Source organism: Paenibacillus sp. FSL R10-2771 (genome assembly GCF_038000205.1).
Lineage (GTDB): Bacteria > Bacillota > Bacilli > Paenibacillales > Paenibacillaceae > Paenibacillus_AQ > Paenibacillus_AQ phytohabitans.
Genome location: NZ_JBBOBM010000001.1, coordinates 6,541,254 through 6,561,126 on the forward strand (window position 1 = coordinate 6,541,254; position 19,873 = coordinate 6,561,126).

The window sequence follows — 19,873 nt, forward strand, 5'->3', positions numbered from 1 at the left end:
CCACGTCCTTAGTTAGCCAAAAACATTCAAACTTATAACGGCCAATATATTTTCCTTAACGGTATTAATGTCCGTGTCTCTGAATCAAATTGATCATAGTATTGCGTTACTAACTCCGCGAGCAGGTCCAAGTCTATTAACGATAAAGGGATATTAGATCTTTCCGCTTCATATTTCGCTTCCTTGGTGAATCCACCAGTAGACACATAAATTCCCCGATCGCCTACTCTTAATCCTCCAGTAAAACTACGTATTTGATTAGATCCCATACTGCCTGAACGGTGTTTTACTTCCACTATGATTCTGGGTTCTTCAAGCCCTAGACCATCTGGGGATGCAAAAATATCTCTTCCCCGGTCCGGCCCTTCAGGTGATATTCTCGTCTTGTAACCCATTCCTCTTAGGATGCCCGCAACAAATTTCTGCATCTGCTTCCAGTCTAGCTTAGCAAGCTTATCTTTGATAAATTCATTGGACTTCTCAATAACGTCTTCCTTGATTAGTTCTAACTCCTCAGCTTCTTCCTCCGTCTCAGCTTGCACAGACTCTATGGGTTGACTGTGTTGATTACCTTCTGTCTGTCCGGCTACCATTTGCTTGAGCAATTCCTTCTGAACATCATTCGGGATAGATATAATAGTCATTATGGAACCAAGAGTATTACGAGCGCTTGCCGTCAAAACATCTCTAGATACAGTTCCCTCCCAATCGATTCTGCGAATATGGGGCATATCCGTAATATGATTTGGCTTAAATTCATAATTAGACTTGATTCTTCCTATATAGTAGAGGCGCTCTTCAGGATTATATGTGATTACTTGGTCGTCTAATTTAAATTCACTTACAAAACGAAAAATCTGGCCAGCAGTAATATTGATCTTACCATCCTTATATTCAGGATACGTCACCTTCAAAAGCTTCTTCATCTCTTGCAGTGAATTTACCGCACCAATATCTCCCAATTGGTCCCAGCCAATCGCCACAGCTTGCTTTTCTTTAAATTCATTAATAAGATATGCCCTTTCTCCTGCTCGAACAAGCCACATACTTTTCATAGTTGACCTCCCTCTATTCTTTGTACATGAAGCTTGCGGATCTCGGCATCAGTGATATTAGCCTGAGCCAAACGATCATATATGGTTTGGGCCTGTGCGGCAGAAATGGGAGGTTCAGGAGTTCTCGTCTTCAAATTAATTAGCTTCCTAGAGATAAACTCGCTTAGTTCCACATCATAGACAACCAGTTCGTCCGAATGAATCTTCCGAAGCTCCGGATCAATACTGAACCGACATCTCATCGTGAATGAGATCATGGAGACAAACTTTACTGCCGCTACACCTTTTATCAGACTCTTCATAGCCTTGATATGCCCGTAGTTCTGCTTCAGCGGATTATACATCTTGTAACGGTTGCTCACTGACCATTGCTGATCAACCCGCCCACCCTTAATTTCCCCATTGTAGTTTTTCGTCTCAATGACAAATATGCAGTAGGGAGAAATAACAATATGATCAATCTGAGTGTAGCCTGTTCGAGACTTGGGATTAGGGAGCATTAAATCGCTTAACGATTTGCACTCTTTAGGTAACTGATCCAGTTGGATATTAATTTTATGTTCGCCTAGCTCACCAATTCGTGTGGAGGCCACTTTTGGCTTTGGCTTTGGAGATTGTATCTTCTGCACAGCCTGTGGAAGCTTAGCATCAGACTTTTTGAAGAGAGAGAACAGTGCTTTTAACATAGCAAAACCTCATATCAACTGGATTTACAATATGTATGGTAATTCGACAATATGGGAAGGATTACCTCCCCAAAAACACCAAGAAAAAAGACTGTCGCATGGACAGCCCAATAATAAAGTTTGCATGTATCACTCTTCGTACTGATACCAAAATACTTTTGCAGTATATTCCACAGGACATGTCTTAGTCCGAGAGAACTGGAGGGGCAGTAGAGGCATTTGCAAGTTGCATACCATCCTTAAGCCCTTGTAGATATAAGCGTTCATAAATAACGGATTGCTTCAATTGAAGCTTGTCCTCCCAGCACTCAAACTCTGGCATATGTGCAATGTCCATGGACTCAAATAATGCTTGAAAAGCTTTGCTCTCTTCTTCAAAAGGATGTCTAGGCTCTGAATGATATTCGATCTGTGCGGTAACCTCATTCAATCGACTTTGAATCGTCTGTATAAACCATGCTGGAAAGCTCACCACATCCCCTCCAAGACCGAATTTCAAACGAAATGAAGCTGTATGCCCGCTTTTTTCTTGATACATCTGATTAATGAGTTCATCCACCTTACGGCTCTGAGCCTGAACCGCTTCATTGCTGCTTAGCGGAATCCCCTGCTCCAATGATTTATTTCCGAGTTCATTCAGCTTGCGCTTCTCCTCCTCATAATTATGCGTAAGATGTTGCATCGCACCCTCTCCTTCCTGGGAAAGCTATATCTGTAGACGATGTACAGAAATTTTAATGCGTTTATCGGTTTATTTTATTTTAATTCGATATCCGCATTAAAACAACAGTTACCTCGCATACAATTTGGTTAAATTGTGAGGTGACACGGAAATGAGACATCGCAAAGAGCCCCCAGGCGATAAAAACATCATCGGGACCCGAGTTGTAGCTATTCGAAAAGCTAAACGAATGAAGCAAAAGGATTTCCTCGCCAGGTTGCAAACCTTCGGCTTAGACATCAGCCCAACCAGTTTGTCGCGATTGGAGGGTCAATATAGGCTTGTGCAGGATTATGAGGTGTTGGCAATAGCAAAAGCGCTAGAGGTTTCTGTTGGGGAGTTGTTGGGGGAGGAAAAATGATATTGAGGGTAAATCGAAAATTGAAAAACTTCAATTCTCTACTTTAATACTTTTTATGTTCAGTTTAGCGAGTCAATCGGCTAAATTGAACATAAACGCAATTGTATTGCTTTCCCAGAAATTAGTTTACTTATGGCCGTTATTGCTTTCCAAGATGGAACTTACTGAGTTAATGATAAATACCAAGAGAACCGAAGCTAAAATCCAACGCTTTCGTAGCTGTTCCCTTACTTATTTAATCAAATTCATACTCATACAAAAAGCGAGTTTATTAAATTCCATGGGATTTAGTAGAATGTAAATGCTTGATATTTGTGGTACTCTGATTTCTAACGATGGTTTGACCGATCATGTAATTGGCTCTTAGTCTATGTATTTAGGTTGACACTTGATTTGCTTATACAAAATATTATTTTATAAAATCGTTTACAAGGCTATCTATGAATACGTTTAATTTTTTAAGTTTATGCACTTAAAAAGAGAACTCTCTACAAGAAAAATGATTATTCGCTTTATTTCATTAAGATCCTTCTTGAGTTAACTCTTTCAGTTCAGTTGGTTGGAATATTTATCATGACATATCCCATTTTATTTGAAGTCCAGAAAAGAAACCATTCAAAGATGGATGAAATGCGTAATATACTTTATGAGATTACATTTAATAATTTATAAATCAGTACATTTAATCTTTTCCTTGTTCCTTATTCCCTTCTCCCCATCGCTATTCCATTAGCACTATACTATTCAATTTAAAACATGTAATTTCTCTCTTTTTATAATACGTGTCACTGCAACTAATCTGAAACTAGTCTGCACGTCCAGGAAAATAAGTTTCTGTATATTTACTAATGTTTATTACTCGGGAGACGCTGAGAAATACCTGCATCTTCTAGTCTCTTATTCCATTGATGTAAGTTTTCATCCGAATGTGAGGATATTAACCATCTATAAACCATGTGTTCATGTGTCCTCTTCCATTGATGTCCAGCCTTCGCAATTAAATCCTCAGCATAAAACTGATGTAAGTTTAATCCAATACATAGTGCCATGACCGTTGGTAACTCCTTAGTTAACGCTTCATTATTTCTATAATTGCTAATTATTCTTGAGCTTAAACCAGACCGTTCAGCAACAATCTCAATAGTTAGGCTTCTTCTTTTCATATGATAGCTCAACGTCTTTGAAAAGCTCCCAGGCATATTCATTAGTTCATCCGAAATTTTTTTTGAGAAATCGCTTATTTTCGCAGTCTCCTCCGCACGTTCTTGTACATTTTGATTATCTATAAAGTTTGGATTGTACGTTGCCTCAACAAAATTGACAGCATTAACATCCCTACAGAGAAAACACCTTCTATAATAGGAATCATCATACAATTTGCTGATTCGATTTGTTCTATCAAAGATCAAACAGCACTCATCAACATGCTCTAATGCATACTCAGTCAACTCAATTGAGCCATCTTCGAGTCGAATTACGTAATGAGGATCGTTAATACAAAACATAGCATTTACATAAACAACTTTACCTGAGAACACCATTTCCGAAAGCTCTTGCGACATTTTTGCTTCATTAAAAGCATTAATCTTATCAATTGCAAACGTTTGATTCTTTCCTAATGTGCCGCTTCGGAAGGAAACTGGTGGATAGTATCTACCATCGACATATACAAAGGTCCCTGCTGCCTGCTCAACCCCAACATCAATCGCTCGTAGTTTTGCTGCTAATTTGGATACACCAAAAAAAATAGCGAGTTCCTCAATTGCAAGCTGCAAAATCTCAGCACTCCGTAGATCTTGCTTTTCACCGTGTAGCCCTACCAATATTTCATTCAGTTTCTGTTTTGTAGTTTTTAAAGGCATTAAGATTCTTGGTGTTAGAACATTAGCTTGCCATTCCATCCAGTGTAAGGCTTTATCAATCCCTACCGTATCTTTTCCGTATTCCTCAACTACTTCGCAACTTATTGAAGTCACGTCGTTATTCAGCAGCTTCTGTAATTCGAAAAAGTTTGCATGGAGATCATGATGAACACACTCATGAACAATTGTATTATTTTTTGAACCAATATTTCTCATAAAAAATACATTGGGATTTACCAATATGGTTCCAACATCAATATTTTCTGTTCGAGTGTATCTCATATCCTCCTCGAATACTTCCACCTGAGCCTCACCAAAGTATGACATGCCAAAAATATTATCCGGCAAAGGTGCATAATGCATAGTTAGACACATATTGTCCAGCAGCTCGGCCATGTCTAATGGCATTGGATTCTCCAGTGCTTCTGGATAATACTTTTGCAAGAATCTTTCAGCTTCATGATCCAGGTCTTCCGAATATAAATAAGGGACCAGGTACTTTGATAGTGCATTTTCTTTGCTAAATCTCTCTTTGCTGTAATCTCTAACATCAATTATCAAGACTTTTCGAAGGCCTGATATTAGATGTCCGTAGAAGGATAAAATAAACCATTTAGACTGCCTATCAGCTTCATAGTCACGTGTAACCATCCCTTTTAAAAGAATTTCAGCATTGACAGTAACATTAAAAAAAATTTGACGGTGTTCGATACCATAGAATTTTATGCTTCTTACACGGATGTTTTTTACCTCAATGTATGAGGGATCTAATACATTATAAGAATTGAAGTAAAGTGATCTTCCTTTTTGAAGGATTGAGTTTTTTATTGCTCGATGCATTTCATCGTAGTAAATATCTTCGAGATAAGCTTCAAATGATTTATAGTACTTATGCACCTTATCACCTCCCTGCCGGATTCTCATCACATCTGGTCTCCGAATTAGTAATATTGCTCAATATATTGATAGGCTTTATCAAAGACTTCTTTGTCTTTAATTTTGTATTTGACCCAGATAACACTCCGAAGAGCTTTCTTCACTTCCTGTTTTCCTGCAGTTGTACCCTGCCAACCATCGAAACGTACAATCCTAACGATATCATCTATATCGCTAACAATACGCTCGACTATAATTGGTGTCTTTGAATTCTTCACCCCATCAAAAAGCTCTGTCAATGCTGTCTTGCCTTTGTCCACTTCTTCCTCAGGCACTACTTCTTTTTCAGCTTCTGCTGCTTCCCGCGCAAGTTCTAATAGCAGTTTTAGAAACTCAATACTGGTTATTAGCCCTTGTTCGTGTTTCTCACGGAGATTTTCAAGTTTTTCTCCTAGCTTAACGAATTTAACATCATTACTGTGTTTTCTAATTTTCGCGACCAAATCAATTTCAATTTTGATCGTTGTCTTTCTCAGATCCTTTTGTTTTTCAATGAATGCATCGATTAAATCTGCATCCATCGTAAGAATTTCCATGTCATCATGTACTTCTCCCACTTGCAGATTCTCGTGAACCAATTCCAATGTCTTCGCTCCGAGTGCTGCCCAAATCAACCCGCCTCTTCCATCAGTAGGCTTCACCGATTCGAACACTCTTGTCAGCCATTGAAAATCGTATTTCATTGGATTCAGAAATGGATCTGGCGAAAGCGCATCCCAAGCTCTATTGAGCACTTTATAATCGGCTCCAAATTCATCTTTGATTTTATTAGTTGGCAGACATTCTTGAGCAGCAATCAAACCTTCCCAACCATCTATTGTACGGTCAACTCCCATGAAATAACTCAAGCACTTACGCATTAATGCAGGGATTTGCTTCTTAACCTCTTCGATATTCGAAATGACCTTTTTCATACTCGATTCATCAAAGTCCAAAGCTTTTGCTACATTATCAAAAATACCTATGTAGTCAACAATCAAACCGTGTGTCTTACCTTCATCATAGGTTCTGTTAGTACGACAGATGGCCTGCAGCAAGTTATGATCTTTCATTGGCTTATCAAGATACATAGCCTGCAATATAGGTGCGTCAAAACCAGTAAGAAGCTTAGACGTAACTATTACTAGTTTCAGAGGATCATAAGCCTCTCTGAATCTATCTAGAACCTTCCCTTCTGCGTCTCTATCACGTCTGAACGCTCTATATTTATCTTCCTTGTCATTATTGGTGTCCATAACGATTGTAGTTGCATCCGGACCTAGCAATTTATCAAGTTCTTCTTTATACATAAGACAGCATGCTCTGTCATAACAAACAACCTGACCCTTGTATCCATTCGGTTCAATTTTCTCCCGGTAATGTTTGAATATATGCTCGCAGACCTTTCTGATACGCTTGCGGTCATACATAATTGCTTTCATGTTTACCCTTCGAGATAACTCTGCTTTATCTTCTTTAGATAAGGTCTCTGTTAATGCTTCAAATTCAGCATCGAGCTTTTCTCTATCAACATGCAGGTCAACTGGTACCGGTTCAAAATTCAATGGTAGTGTCGCATTGTCACGAATCGAATCCGAAAAGGAATACTTGCTCATATATCCACTCTTATCCTCAACTGCACCAAAAGTATTGAAAGTATTTTTATCAATACGATTAATCGGTGTACCTGTAAGGCCAAAGAAAAACGCATTCGGAAGAGCAAGTCGCATTTTACTACCTAGATCGCCTTCCTGAGTTCTATGAGCTTCATCAACCATAAGAATGATATTGTCTCTAGGGTTTAGTTCCTTTTTAATATCACCAAATCTAAAGATTGTTGTAATTGCAATCTTTCTTTGGTCCCCTAAGAAGAAGGATTCTAAATCGTCCTTTGAGCCAAGCCTGACGAGATTAGGAATATCTGACGCATTAAATGTTGCAGTTATCTGCGTCTCTAGGTCAATTCGGTCGTCAACTATAACTATTGTAGGATTGTTTAATTCAGGCATCATTCTGAGTTTCTGTGCTGCAAAAACCATCAGCAATGATTTACCAGAACCTTGAAAATGCCAGATAAGACCTTGTTTTGGGTATCCAACCTTTACGCGTTCCACAATAAGATTCGCACCCTCATATTGTTGATAACGGCATATGACTTTATATTTTCGGTACTTTTTATCTGTTGAAAATACTGTAAAGAACTGAAAAATGTCCATGACTTTTTCAGGTGTAATCATATCTTCAATACTGATTTTCACATCAGCAAGACTTCCTTCACTTTTATGATCCGAAGTATGCCATGGACCCCACATTCCAATTGGCATGCAAACTGAACCATATCTGTAACATTTGCCTTCTGTAGCAAAATTGAATATGTTAGTTACAAACATGCCCGGTATGCTCTTTTCATATGCAGCTATGTCTCCAGCAGCATCCAACCATGTTATAGAATTACGAACGGGCGTTTTCAACTCACCTATCCCCATTGGAAATCCATTAATCAGAAGTACAATATCTAGCCTTTTACCATTTTCTTTTTTTGGATATACCCATTGGTTTGTGACAATATATTCGTTCAGCGCTAGGTCCTCTTTAGTCATTGTTCCAAAGAAACGAATGGGAATCATACGGCCATCTTTGCCGAATGGGTAAGAGTTCTCCTCAAAAACCATCTTCTTGAACAGTTCATTCTGCGTTACCAGGTTGTGTGGTTGAACCGTCAATATTATAGTACGTAGTTTATAGATAACTTCATCTGCTCGAGATGGTTCTTCAGCAATTTCAGGATTAAGACGAATTAGCGCCTCTTTAACCATAGTTTCAACCATGACATCCGAGTATTCGCGTGGCAACTCTTCGGCAGTTATGTACTTCCAACCATTGCTTTTGAGCGTTGTCATCGTCATTTGCTCGATTGTATTGTCTTCATTAAACATCAAGTGGCCCTCCGATCTTAATAGCAATATCGATATTGATTATATGAAAAATCTTTGCATTTGTAGTAAACGTCTCCTACGAGCTGTTCAATCCTTTGAGTTTCCTCTCCGAGCAACCTTCTACTCTTTTTGTAGCGATGAACAACGACAGCAGCCTGTCTTCTACATTTCTAGTTGCCGCGTGTTCATCGACCACAAGATCTCCTCCCTAATGTTGTAATAACATGAATCAGGAGGAAATCAAATTACAAATCAGCCAAGATTCTCGGAAATGATTGTCTTGTAAGTGGAATTCAGCTCTTTAAGTGCTTGTTCCAGTTCAAATTTTGATTTATCGCTCTGGCGAACGAATGCTTCAAACTGATTTTGAAGCTCAATTGGTGGCAAGGAAATGGGGTATTGATCCAGATACATAATTGGAACTCTTCTTTGCCCGCCGGTGCCTGTCATGACTTTTTCTGCGTCTTGCCTGAACTTACTAAACATTGTAATGATATATAGCCAGTACGGACTGCTTTTCCCAATGATAGGTCGCAATACATGGAACTCTGTAGAGCCAAAACCAACCCCGTTTTTGAGTCCAACCGCTATGCCTCCCTTGCCATTCTCCATACAAGGTGTAATTTTCGCAAACAAGACATCGTTTTCTGCAAAGTATGTAAAGCCTTTGCTGACTTCTGAGTAAGGTCTCAGAATGCTTGAGTCAATAATGCCTTTTTCACTTACTGAAGGCATTGCTACAAATGAATACTGAGCTTTAGAATCTAGATCCCTAGGCCTTCGTGGATTAAGTTCACAGCAATTTCCTAATGTCGTTAATCCCCAACCTTTAATATTACTTCCGAGTTCTCCAAACATCTCGATAAATTGAGACTTCACCAACTCATCCGTTTTCTGCAATAATTTTCTATATGCCTGCTTTGTATTTTCTATTGCCCAAAGCAAATCGCTTAATTCTCGTTGCACAGTAATGCTTGGAAGATCAAATTCGTATTTGGCAAGTGTGCTCCAGTTAATAAAATAATTTACCGATCCGCTTTTATTAGCTTCAGCATAAGTCCAAAAATCGTTACTCTGTAGAACAAAGGGCAGATATCGCTGGAGCAATACGTTTTCATCTTTTGACTCAAGTACAAAGGTTTTCTCAGAACAAATTCCATCAAAAGTGACCATACCGGCTTTTCTTAGATGAGGATTCCGAGAAACAAATAGAACCTGTCCAGCCTTAAATCCAAAATAAAACATAGGTCCAATAGTGGAACCTTCAATTACTCCACAGTTTTTAATTAAAACTTCGCTGCTTAAAATATGTTCTCCACCCACATAGAATTCTTTTTCAGTATTATCTTTGTCTTCTTTTGTGTTGGCTCTGATAACAACATCTGCGAATTTCACTCTATTCATTGCTCTGCTCCTCTTCAATAAATGATCGCATTAAAGCAAGCGATTTATGAAGTTGTCTCGATTGATCCATCCATTTTTCAACAAACATATCTGAAGATTCACCATTTGGCACTTGCTGTGGGTTGGCATGAGCAACATACATGTTTATTGCTAAAGAATATTCATTTATTTTTACTTCTTCAGCATTTGCAACATATGACAGTTCAGTAATTGAGTGAAAATTATAGTATGTTTGTGCGATTATCTCTATTTCCTCTTGTGCTAAAAAACTCTCAGTGCCACGTCGAGTTAAATGTGCACGACCATCGATAAACAGAATTCTACCTCTTCGTTCAACTGCCTTGTTTGAGCGGCATATCAAAATACAAGCTTCCATGGGTGAGTTGTAAAATAAATTTTTCCCAATGCCGATAACGCATTCCACTAGATCATTATCAACAAGTCCTCTCCGCATTTTTGCTTCCTCTTGTCGATTAAGCACACCGTGCGGAAGTAAAATTGCACATCTTCCAGAATGTTCATCCATACTTTTAAGAATATGTTGAATGAATGCAAAATCCGCTCTATTTTGATTAGGTACTCCAAGAAAGTTGCGACCGAACTTATCACTTATAAATGCTTCACGATCCCACTGGCTAATTGAGTAAGGTGGATTGGCAAGGATCAAATTAAATTGTCTCAGTTGACCTTTTTCAATAAAAGCTGGTGCTTTTAATGTATCACCATTGACGATGTCAAAGTCTTTCACACCATGAAGAAAAAGATTCATCTTGCCTATGGCCGATGTAAGTGCATTAATCTCTTGTCCAAAGACCGCAACATTACGCCATTCTTTTTTCTGATCCTTTAAATATGCAATTGCTGAAATCAACATCCCAGCACTGCCGCATGTAGGATCATAGATGGTTTCGCCGGATTCGGGTTTTAGCATTTCCGTCATCAAGTGTACCACCGTGCGATTCGTATAGAATTCCTGTGCGGTGTGGCCACTGTCATCAGCAAATTTTTTTACTAGATACTCATATCCCTGACCGAGTTCGTCCTCCGGGCAGTTCTTAATTGAGAGTGTTTTAGTGCTGAAATGTTCAATTAACTCTTTCAATAACCGATCAGGTAGGCGATTTTTATTCGTCCAGGAGCCATCGCCAAAGATTCCTTGCAGTTTGTTGGAATTTGCATTTTCTATTTTTCGGAAAGCATTCACTATAGCAACTCCGACATTCTCAGATACTGCTCGAACATCACGCCAGTGAGCGCCTTCTGGTACGATAAAGCGGTGATTTTCCTCCCACTCCAGAGCTTCTTCATCTCCACCATAATCTTCAAGAATTTGTTTACATTCCTCATCATAAACATCACTGATACGCTTGAAGAACAATAGCGGAAATATATACTGCTTATAAGCTCCAGCATCAATATTTGTTCGTAATAGAACAGCAGAACTCCAAAGGTAGGACTGCAATTCTTCAATTGTAATACGCTTACTCATTGATGTATCCTCCTTCCTGAAGTAGTTTCAACATTTCTTCTTCAGCTTCAACCATCTCATCAAAAGCTTCAAAATACTCTCTTCGAACCTCTGCTGGCCGCACGGTTTCTTGTTTTTTCATTTCAATATAATTATTGATTGCAAGTGTGTAGTTTTTACCGCGGATTTCATCTACACTGACGATCTTCACATGTTCAATTACATCCTCGTAATCAGTGTAATAATCAAAAACTCTACGAATGTCATTCTCTGTCATGATGTTCTGTGCACGTTGGGGAGTATAAACGTTTGAAGCGTCAATCATGCATATGCGACCTTTATGCTTATTTGATTTGTTATTATTCAGAAGCAGGATACAAGCCGAGACACCTGTTGAGTAGAAAACTCCACGTACTAAAGTAATAATGCATTCCAACTTATCGGACTCGACAAGTTGTTTACGAATCTCGCCTTCTTTTCCACCACGGAATAGTACACCTTGAGGAAGTACAACCGCACATCGTCCGGCATTCGGAGACATGGATTTAACCATGTGCTGCAACCAGGCAAAGTCCCCATTAGAATCTGAAGGGCACCCCCAAATGTTACGTCCGTAGATGTCAGAACTAAATTGTTCGCCTCCCCAATTTTTCAGGGAAAATGGTGGGTTCGCAATGACACAATCGAAGGTTTTCAGCTTACCGCCTTCCAGGTAATTTGGCGATCGCAGTGTATCACCTTGAGATATTTTAAAATCATGCGCCCCATGAAGGAACAGGTTCATTCTGGCAATTGCAGAAGTTGCGAGGTTCTTCTCTTGACCATAGATACGACCATAAGTAAGTTTATCACCCTTCATATAATGTATAGCTTCAATGAGCATCCCACCAGTTCCAGCTGCAGGATCGTATACGGACTCACCAACTTTTGGTGCCAAAAGCATAACCATAAGCTTTACAATTGGACGTGGGGAATAAAATTCTCCCGCGCTTTTCTTTGATAAGTCCGCGAACTTTTTAATTAAGAATTCATAACTGTCACCCATAACATCAGCAGAATAGTTACTATTTCCTACTTTTATTTTTGACATATGTTCCACAAGATCTTTTAATCGTTCATCTGACAGCTTTGTTTTATCAGTCCAATTTGCATCATCAAAGCTGCTAAATACACCGTTAAGAGTATCCGGGTTGGCACGTTCAATTCCATTCATAGCCATGACTATTGCTACTCCAACGTTCTCACTAACTTCGCGAACATCCTGCCAATGGCACCCTTCAGGAATAATAAAACGATGGTTTTCTGGAAAACTAGCATATTCTTCATCACCACCAGATTCCTCTAATGCGGCTTGTGTTTCCTCGTCATAAACATCAGATAGACGTTTAAAAAATAAAATTGGCGTTACATAGCTTTTGTACTCATCCTGATTAATTGGGCCGCGCAGAACATTGCAGGCTTCAAAAAGGTGAGAAAAAAGTTTTTGACTTGTTGTTTCTTCAGGCGCTGAAGCACTGTTTCTTAGTGCTTCATCAGCAGCATCCATTGCTAATTGGATCATTTCTTCCCTACCTCCAGTTATTATTTTGGCTCCGACAGCTTCTTCTTTAATGCTGACGCTCCTTGAAGACTGTATCTTTTCCATCTTTGCTGGATATAGGTTTTCGAATTCAAGCAGTATCCTCAGAAGCCGCTCATCAAGAAATGTTAGTGCGTGCTTTCTGATATTTGTCGGCACTCCGTAGTAGGCCTCTGCTATACCTCCAGTAATTGCAGCCAACGTATCGCTATCTCCACCAATAGAGACAGCGTTCCGGATTGCGTCTTCAAAATTGGAAGACTCGAAGAACGCAACAAGTGCTTGTGGTACTGTTTCTTGGCAACTCTCGTTAAATTGATACGTTTCCCGGATTTCATCGATCGAGAAATTCATGGGGTAGTAGTGCTTATCAATGTAATCGCGAATTTCTAAGATGTTTTTCCCGCTACGAGCCAGAAAGACTGCAACCGCAGTAGCCTCAGCGCCTTTTATCCCCTCCGGATGGTTATGTGTTACAGCTGTCACCTTGTGCGAAAGCAATTTAGCTTCTTCGATGGAATTGGCTACATAACTACAGGCACTTACTCTCATTGCAGCACCGTTACCAAAACTGTTGTATGGTTCAGGAGTATCACTGTACATCCATTTATAGAATCTCTCTCCATACCCGCAATTCGGATAGGGTCTTCCAATAAATCGCATGGATTTAACAGCTTGGTCGCCCAAGTCTCTATAATCACGTTTACAGATCATAAGTGCTTCACATATCGCTAATGACATTACCGAGTCATCAGTGAAAAAACATTTGTATGTTAAAAAATCAAAATCTTTCGAGCGATGATTATCCCATTCAAATCTGGAACCGACAATATCGCCAATGATAGCCCCGATCATGAAATTCCCTCCCTGGTGCCAGGCCGATACTTTTAATGAAGCCTCAGCAATACATACAGAATTTTTAAGTAGTCCTCCCATTACAACTCGGTTATTTATGTAAACATTTTACCGTTTTACATTGATAATAGTTTTTTGAAGACGCTCCATAACTTCATTCCACCTTTCCTCAGCTAGACGAATGCTTTCTACATATCTGGAACGTTCTTGCTCATATTCTTCTGCGATCACCTTTTGTTCTTCAACCCTGAGCAACGGGATTTCAAGCGTCTTCAAGTCTTTATAGCTAATATTAATGACGACAGTTCCTTGCTGCTTTCCTGCTAAAACTTTGTTCCCCATCGGGCTATCTAAGAAAACTTTTAGGTACGTCCCTAAAAGCAGTTTTTCATTCGGTCTTATTACAATAATGTTTGATGATGCGATGCAAGGATACTTCTGTTCTTTAAAAACCGCTATTCTAATCACTGTTCCCCGTGCTGGCAATAATAAATCCCCATCTCTTAGTAAGTAATTCGCAACTTTACGCTCTTCCTCTTCGATGTGATCAAGGCCCGCATAATCAATGTCATAATCATTAAGGTTCGATATATTTACGACTCCAATGCTACCATTAGCATCTTTTTTGTTGATCGCCTTACCGCGAAATACTTCAGCAACATTACCTAATTCTTCTTTTTTAATGCTTGAGTTCTGATAACGCTGCCAGTCTTCATCCACCATCCCAAAGATATGATCAACATTCCAGTGACTCATTTCCACCAACTCTTCCAGCATAACAAATGTATTATCAATGAGAACCATTTCATTGATTTCTTTTTTTTTGATGTTGCTTGTAGCAGCATCATACCTCTTAATCATTACATCTTCTGTGCGACCAGTTGTAATTGTAAACATATACGTCTTAATAGCGGTAGATGCAAATATCCCAGTTGGCAGCTCGGCTATTTCCTCCAATTTATACATGCTTTGTATAAATTCTCTTAAATCTTTAATCGAGCCCGCAGCAAAAGTTATTCGAGCTGGAAGTACAATTACCAATACACCCGAACTATTCAAGTGTAGGAGTAAGTTCTCTACAGCTATCATTTCATATTCCCTACAAATGAAATCCCCGTTATCTTCTCCGCGTTCTCTTGCTCCAAATACAGGTACCGCCAGAATTAAATCAAACTTTCTTGCTGAAAACTCGTAATCATAAATACTTGTCTGCTTGACAATTACATTCACATGCTCCTTAAACATTTCATCGAGAAAAACTTTACTTACACTATTCATGGTAGTTATGAAGAATTCGCAATCAGAATATCGGCTCACTAATTCAGTAAGGTAAGGTACAAATTTTTCGGCTTCAGGAATCAATACCGTCTTAATTTTTGGATTGAAGTGTTTTTCAAATTCAGTAATTAGCACTTTCGGTATATAAAACATCTCTCTATGATCTGCAGATGCAAGAGCCATTTCCCAATCAATAGATTCATCATCCATATCCATAAAGGAACCAAAAAACGTCCTTGAATCCGTAAATGGATTTTTCATTCCGTAATTATCTGCTATTGAAAGCATTACCTCATATGCTTTTTGCTCAGTAGGTCTTTTTGAATTTGATACAAATTCCTCTTTTGTCTTTTTTAAAAGGAACAATACAACATGCAACTCTGACTGAGCAGTATATCCCCTTAACGCATTATAACGATTCCAAATATGGTTCATCTGCTTGTCGTTACGCACCGTTATGCCCCCTTTGCAAAACAACTCACCGTTATTATCACACATAAAAATATAGCACCGCATAGAAGGCATGTCAATCGATATTCAATTTTGGTATTAACATACCAAAATCAAATCACTCTCGTATTATCTATTCGCAATTGCTTCATACGTACAATCAAATAAATTTCGAGAAAACATGAAGTCAGACTTCGTGTTTCTTTTCGAGCATTATCAAAGCCCTTGCAAATAAACAGTATTCTGCTTATTTGCAAGGGCTCATTTTTTGTCCGAATATCAGGAAGTCTGACTTCCTGTTAGGACGATTTTGACTGAATTACTATTAATACATAGATTGAAACCTTCACACGACAGCCACCTGCAGGGCATTCCGGTGTTGTGTGAAATACAACCAAATATTTGCAATCGCCTAACGGAAGTGAGGTTGCAATTCGAAATGGAGAAATCCTATTGAATTGCTTCCAACCATCTGTGGTCTGGTTTGTAATATCAAAAAAGCTCTCCATTTCGGCTCAAACCGAAGGAGGGCTTTTTTATATGTCAATCAAAGAAAATCAGAGTCAACCAAAGAACTGTAATTTTTACGAAGGTGCGTGGCACGTAATTGTCGACGGCCAGCAAGTCCCCACTTCCGAAGAAGTCTATCGAGCCTACAAACGTCCGGCGTGGGCGGAACGTAAACACAAGGAGCGAGAAATGCGTTGTCTAGATGAAAAAGGTAATCGCTGTACCAAAAACTGTCGTGAATGCGATTTAGAGCGTGCGGAAAAAGGACTCCCACCAATAGAACGGATAAACAGTATCCTTTCATTGGACAAGTTCACCGAGGATGGCTTCGAAGTATCCGACACAGTCGATTTGGCTGAACTCGTAGCGGACAAGCAGCTGTACGAAGAATTATTCGCGGCCCTGAAGGAATTGGCTCCAGAAAACCGCAGGATTATGGAACTCTTCTGTATCGGCAAATCCGAGCGGGATATCGCCGCCGATATTGGGCTGTCACAAAAAGCGATTAATAAGAGGAAAACGAAGCTGTTCACTCAATTACAAGAACGTCTGAAAGATATTATATAAACTCGGTACTCAAAAAGTCTCTGATGTCCCGTGGATATCAGAGGGCAACGAAAAAATAATATTTTTCAAAACACAGGTACTCAATCCCCCGCCTTCTGTCCTGTGGATGGTGAAGGGGTAAATCCCTACCATCCATTTTTCAGGAGGATCAATATGAACAACGAATTGCAAGCATTCGCTTATGAGGGAATTGAAATCAGGACGGTACAGAAAAACGTTGAGCCATGGTGGGTGCTGAAAGATGTTTGCACCGTGCTTGATCTCAGCAATCCTAGTAAGATTGCTGACAAATTGGATGACGATGATCAGGCTAAGTATTGCTTAGGGCGTCAAGGCGATACCGATATTATCAGTGAAAGAGGCCTATACAACGTCATACTACTCTCTCGCAAACTCGAAGCAAAGAAGTTCAAACGCTGGGTAACTCACGAAGTTCTGCCAACCATCCGTAAGCACAGCGCATACGTCATTGCCGCCAAACTGGAAGAAATCATGAACACCCCCGACACTTGGATTACGGTGCTGACCGCCCTTAAGGAAGAACGCGCTGCCAAGGATCGACTCGAGTTGGAAGCTGCCCAGAATACGCCGAAGGTCATATTCGCCGATGCGGTATCGGTTTCGGAAGGTACCATCCTTATTGGGGAATTGGCAAAAATCCTCAAAGGAAATGGTCTTGAAATTGGGCAAAACCGCCTTTTCGAGCGGCTTCGTCAGGATGGTTATCTCATTAAGCGCAAAGGTACAGATTACAACACGCCAACGCAAAGAGCCATGGAACTCGGTTTGTTCAAAGTAAAGGAAACCGCCATCACTCACTCGGACGGTCATGTCACCATTAGCAAAACTACCAAAGTCACAGGAACAGGGCAGCAATATTTTATTAACCAGTTTCTTAAGGAGAGCCGCGGCTATGGACAAATATAACAGCAAAGGGGATCTCGACCCAACAGTCACCGTAGCTTTAGTCAACGTAGCAAGAGAGGAAAAGGCCACATAAAGCCTTTCAACCTATGCCGTATATCTGCAAGCTTTCGGAAACAAGATCAAACTCCTTGCGTGCAAAAGCGGAATCACAAGCATCAGATGATTTTACTGAGGAAGACAATAGTGAAAATTTATGAAATAAACTGATACACGAACTTCTGACGAATGCCCTTAACCATCTTCGGTGCCTATTATATTGTTAATTTATGAAAATACTAAAGATTTCTCACAAATAATAAAATCATACTATAAAAACTACGTAATTTATAATATTATAATTATAAGTATTAATAAGAAAATATATAGTAACTTTGTGAGAGGGTGTTTGTATGGCAAAGTTTGAAATCAATATTGATGATGATACCTTATTCGAAGCCGAAAAAATTCTACGTTCCCTTGGGATGAATACTGAAATTGCTGTGAATATTTTTTTAAGAAGAGTCACTTTAGAAAAAGGATTACCAATGACTATGGCTGCTTCGACATCAAACCTAGCAGATTTCAGCGATTCTGAGGATATTGATAAAACTTCCATATATGAGACGAAACAGTTTTCACGTAGCAATATCAAAATTACGCCAGCGATGGTTGAGGATTTGTGGCGTGCGTTCCTAAGATACGTTGAGGGCTCGGGCGAAATCAATAGGCTGAGCACTGAGGTTGCAGAGACGACAGGAATGAGCCGTGGTAGCGCCTTTATTTACTTAACGGTTTTAACTAACCTAGTTAATGGTGAGCCCAATACCCGAGTCTTGAAATATAAGGATTTAGAATTTTTAATGGACAACATAAAGGCCCAATTAGGGGATTCCAAGTACGAGAAAGCTCTCCATTCTTTGAAGATGTCCGTTCCTTACTGGAAAGAGAAGATCCCTGGAGCCTTCGCAGATAAAGTTAAGGCATATTGCAATACGCACTCGTAGTTCAAATAATGAGGGAATTGAGAGCGAGCAGTTGCCTCATGTCTTGTATAATTGAATTATTGAGAACTATAAGACTTCACAGCAGTTGTTCAAGTCCCCCTTTTAGTTGACATTAAAAAAACACCTAGGCAGCATACTGGCGTCGGTAATCTACCGGCGTCAATTTATTTAATTTATGCTATGGTCATCTTCGGTTGTAAAATTGAATTTACTTCTTAATTCGCTTTTTGTGCCTCCGCCATTTTCCGGATATCATAAGGGAGAGCCCTTCCGTTTTGAGATGCTAGAAAAAACTCTCCATAGAGGCATTGTCTAGGCAATTGCCCAGCTTTACATGCAGATTTGGGCCCCTACCTTAGTTTCAACCCTTCCTTACTAATGCAGGACTGAGAAAACCCTCCAGTTGCTGCTTCAATTTGCTCCAGGACACGTATCCCCCTCTATACCAAATAAAGGAAAGGAGCGCAGGGTTGGCCCCTTCCCTATTCATCCTATCCTCACTCGTTTAGCTCATACTCTATTTTCTACTCGGATTTCTACAATCCTGGCAGTTTAATCCTCCAGTCCCACCGCCCCATCATGCTCTTTGATTCCATAATTCATCGAGCAGCGCACGCACTTTACTTGTTGACTTGGTGTTATGCAAAACCCCGCGCTAACCGAGGCGGGAAGGCGCTCTGCGTGAATAAGATGTTACTCAGCCTCACTTAATTTGCTATACTCATCCATTACCTTTTGCATCTGTACAATGTGGCGTTTGGCATGTTGACACAGGAAATAAATATATTGATAAACATCAATCTTGCCTAAGTTGTTTACGGTCATTGTAGTTTTATAAAGTATTCCCTCTCCGTTGTTCATCTCTTTCAAAAGCTCTTTGCATTCGTTAATTTGATTATCTAATAATGCTCTTATTTGCCCTAATTCTTGTTCACCCTTAGGCTCCATATGTTCTGGTCTGATCCAATCAAAAGACTTATGTATAGCTATCGCATCAAGTTCTTGTAAATTAATTTGGCTTGATTCTATTATTGTATTCAAGTCTTTCTTTGTTGATAGTTCAATTGCTTTCCGAGTCCCTTTTCTTATTAGGATCAATAAAAAGTGATTGGTTAGTGTTACATGCTCTAATATTTGTTCAATACTCCATCCGGTCTGAGGTTTAAAGGATAGTTCTTCGGGATTTAAAGTAAACCAGTGTTGGTAGTCACTTAATGTTTGAGATAATTCCTTATCTATAACGTTAATCGCTTGGTTTATATTCATGTTTACACCCGCTTTCGAGTTATCTATGAATTGCCTTACCTTCTAAAATT

Annotated in this window: 14 protein-coding genes; 4 read left to right on the top strand and 10 right to left on the bottom strand. The window is 39.4% G+C overall.

Features of this window, described 5'->3' with window-relative positions; genetic code table 11:
- Window positions 1-32: 32 nt before the first annotated feature.
- The 3 genes from NSU14_RS28175 to NSU14_RS28185 all read right to left on the bottom strand — a co-directional run bounded on the left by NSU14_RS28175 (window position 33) and on the right by NSU14_RS28185 (window position 2,423).
- Entirely contained in the window at window positions 33-1,055 is a 1,023-nt protein-coding gene (locus NSU14_RS28175; protein ID WP_340948002.1) for a restriction endonuclease, read from the bottom strand.
- Window positions 1,052-1,741, bottom strand: coding sequence for a nuclease-related domain-containing protein (locus NSU14_RS28180; RefSeq protein ID WP_340948004.1), 690 nt, complete (start codon window positions 1,739-1,741; stop codon window positions 1,052-1,054). Before NSU14_RS28180 ends, NSU14_RS28175 begins: the two co-directional genes overlap by 4 nt.
- Window positions 1,742-1,925: 184 nt before the next feature.
- The gene (locus NSU14_RS28185; RefSeq protein WP_340948005.1) at window positions 1,926-2,423 is read right to left on the bottom strand and encodes a hypothetical protein; all 498 of its coding nucleotides are present in this window, start codon (window positions 2,421-2,423) and stop codon (window positions 1,926-1,928) included.
- 151 nt (window positions 2,424-2,574) lie between these two features.
- Here NSU14_RS28185 and NSU14_RS28190 point away from each other — a divergent pair, with 151 nt between their 5' ends.
- A complete protein-coding gene (locus NSU14_RS28190) occupies window positions 2,575-2,823 on the top strand; it encodes a helix-turn-helix domain-containing protein (RefSeq protein ID WP_340948006.1) in 249 nt (82 codons plus the stop codon).
- Window positions 2,824-3,668: 845 nt separating this feature from the next.
- On the opposite strand, the gene NSU14_RS28195 is transcribed toward NSU14_RS28190, so the two are convergent.
- From NSU14_RS28195 to NSU14_RS28220, 6 genes are all read right to left on the bottom strand, one after another.
- On the bottom strand, window positions 3,669-5,582 hold the full coding sequence (locus tag NSU14_RS28195; RefSeq protein WP_340948007.1) for a helix-turn-helix transcriptional regulator: 1,914 nt from the start codon (window positions 5,580-5,582) through the stop codon (window positions 3,669-3,671).
- A 44-nt stretch (window positions 5,583-5,626) separates the two neighbouring features.
- Window positions 5,627-8,536, bottom strand: a complete 2,910-nt coding sequence (locus tag NSU14_RS28200; protein WP_340948009.1) for a type I restriction endonuclease subunit R — start codon at window positions 8,534-8,536, stop codon at window positions 5,627-5,629.
- Window positions 8,537-8,788: 252 nt separating this feature from the next.
- Complete coding sequence (locus NSU14_RS28205; RefSeq protein ID WP_340948011.1) at window positions 8,789-9,940, bottom strand: restriction endonuclease subunit S; 1,152 nt, start codon at window positions 9,938-9,940, stop codon at window positions 8,789-8,791.
- Entirely contained in the window at window positions 9,933-11,429 is a 1,497-nt protein-coding gene (locus NSU14_RS28210) for a type I restriction-modification system subunit M (RefSeq protein WP_340948012.1), read from the bottom strand. Before NSU14_RS28210 ends, NSU14_RS28205 begins: the two co-directional genes overlap by 8 nt.
- Window positions 11,422-13,842, bottom strand: a complete 2,421-nt coding sequence (locus NSU14_RS28215; RefSeq protein ID WP_340948013.1) for an N-6 DNA methylase — start codon at window positions 13,840-13,842, stop codon at window positions 11,422-11,424. Before NSU14_RS28215 ends, NSU14_RS28210 begins: the two co-directional genes overlap by 8 nt.
- Before the next feature lie 108 nt (window positions 13,843-13,950).
- The gene (locus tag NSU14_RS28220; protein WP_340948014.1) at window positions 13,951-15,573 is read right to left on the bottom strand and encodes a restriction endonuclease subunit S; all 1,623 of its coding nucleotides are present in this window, start codon (window positions 15,571-15,573) and stop codon (window positions 13,951-13,953) included.
- Between the two features lie 537 nt (window positions 15,574-16,110).
- Between NSU14_RS28220 and NSU14_RS28225 the strand changes: the two genes are divergently transcribed.
- From NSU14_RS28225 to NSU14_RS28235, 3 genes are all read left to right on the top strand, one after another.
- A complete protein-coding gene (locus NSU14_RS28225; RefSeq protein WP_340948016.1) occupies window positions 16,111-16,647 on the top strand; it encodes a hypothetical protein in 537 nt (178 codons plus the stop codon).
- Between the two features lie 153 nt (window positions 16,648-16,800).
- Window positions 16,801-17,574, top strand: a complete 774-nt coding sequence (locus NSU14_RS28230) for a phage antirepressor (protein ID WP_340948017.1) — start codon at window positions 16,801-16,803, stop codon at window positions 17,572-17,574.
- A 389-nt stretch (window positions 17,575-17,963) separates the two neighbouring features.
- Window positions 17,964-18,557: a hypothetical protein gene (locus NSU14_RS28235; protein WP_340948018.1), complete on the top strand. Its 594-nt coding sequence runs from the start codon at window positions 17,964-17,966 to the stop codon at window positions 18,555-18,557.
- A 693-nt stretch (window positions 18,558-19,250) separates the two neighbouring features.
- Here the strand turns inward: NSU14_RS28235 and NSU14_RS28240 are convergent.
- Window positions 19,251-19,823 (bottom strand): DinB family protein, encoded by a 573-nt coding sequence (locus NSU14_RS28240; protein WP_340948019.1) that lies wholly within the window; start codon window positions 19,821-19,823, stop codon window positions 19,251-19,253.
- Window positions 19,824-19,873: the final 50 nt, after the last annotated feature.

Coding starts and splice junctions, on each gene's coding strand:
- NSU14_RS28175 (WP_340948002.1), bottom strand. CDS start 1,055: ATGAAAAGTATGTGGCTTGTTCGAGCAGGAGAAAGGGCATATCTTATT.
- NSU14_RS28180 (WP_340948004.1), bottom strand. CDS start 1,741: ATGTTAAAAGCACTGTTCTCTCTCTTCAAAAAGTCTGATGCTAAGCTT.
- NSU14_RS28185 (WP_340948005.1), bottom strand. CDS start 2,423: ATGCAACATCTTACGCATAATTATGAGGAGGAGAAGCGCAAGCTGAAT.
- NSU14_RS28190 (WP_340948006.1), top strand. CDS start 2,575: ATGAGACATCGCAAAGAGCCCCCAGGCGATAAAAACATCATCGGGACC.
- NSU14_RS28200 (WP_340948009.1), bottom strand. CDS start 8,536: ATGTTTAATGAAGACAATACAATCGAGCAAATGACGATGACAACGCTC.
- NSU14_RS28205 (WP_340948011.1), bottom strand. CDS start 9,940: ATGAATAGAGTGAAATTCGCAGATGTTGTTATCAGAGCCAACACAAAA.
- NSU14_RS28210 (WP_340948012.1), bottom strand. CDS start 11,429: ATGAGTAAGCGTATTACAATTGAAGAATTGCAGTCCTACCTTTGGAGT.
- NSU14_RS28215 (WP_340948013.1), bottom strand. CDS start 13,842: ATGATCGGGGCTATCATTGGCGATATTGTCGGTTCCAGATTTGAATGG.
- NSU14_RS28225 (WP_340948016.1), top strand. CDS start 16,111: ATGTCAATCAAAGAAAATCAGAGTCAACCAAAGAACTGTAATTTTTAC.
- NSU14_RS28230 (WP_340948017.1), top strand. CDS start 16,801: ATGAACAACGAATTGCAAGCATTCGCTTATGAGGGAATTGAAATCAGG.
- NSU14_RS28235 (WP_340948018.1), top strand. CDS start 17,964: ATGGCAAAGTTTGAAATCAATATTGATGATGATACCTTATTCGAAGCC.
- NSU14_RS28240 (WP_340948019.1), bottom strand. CDS start 19,823: ATGAATATAAACCAAGCGATTAACGTTATAGATAAGGAATTATCTCAA.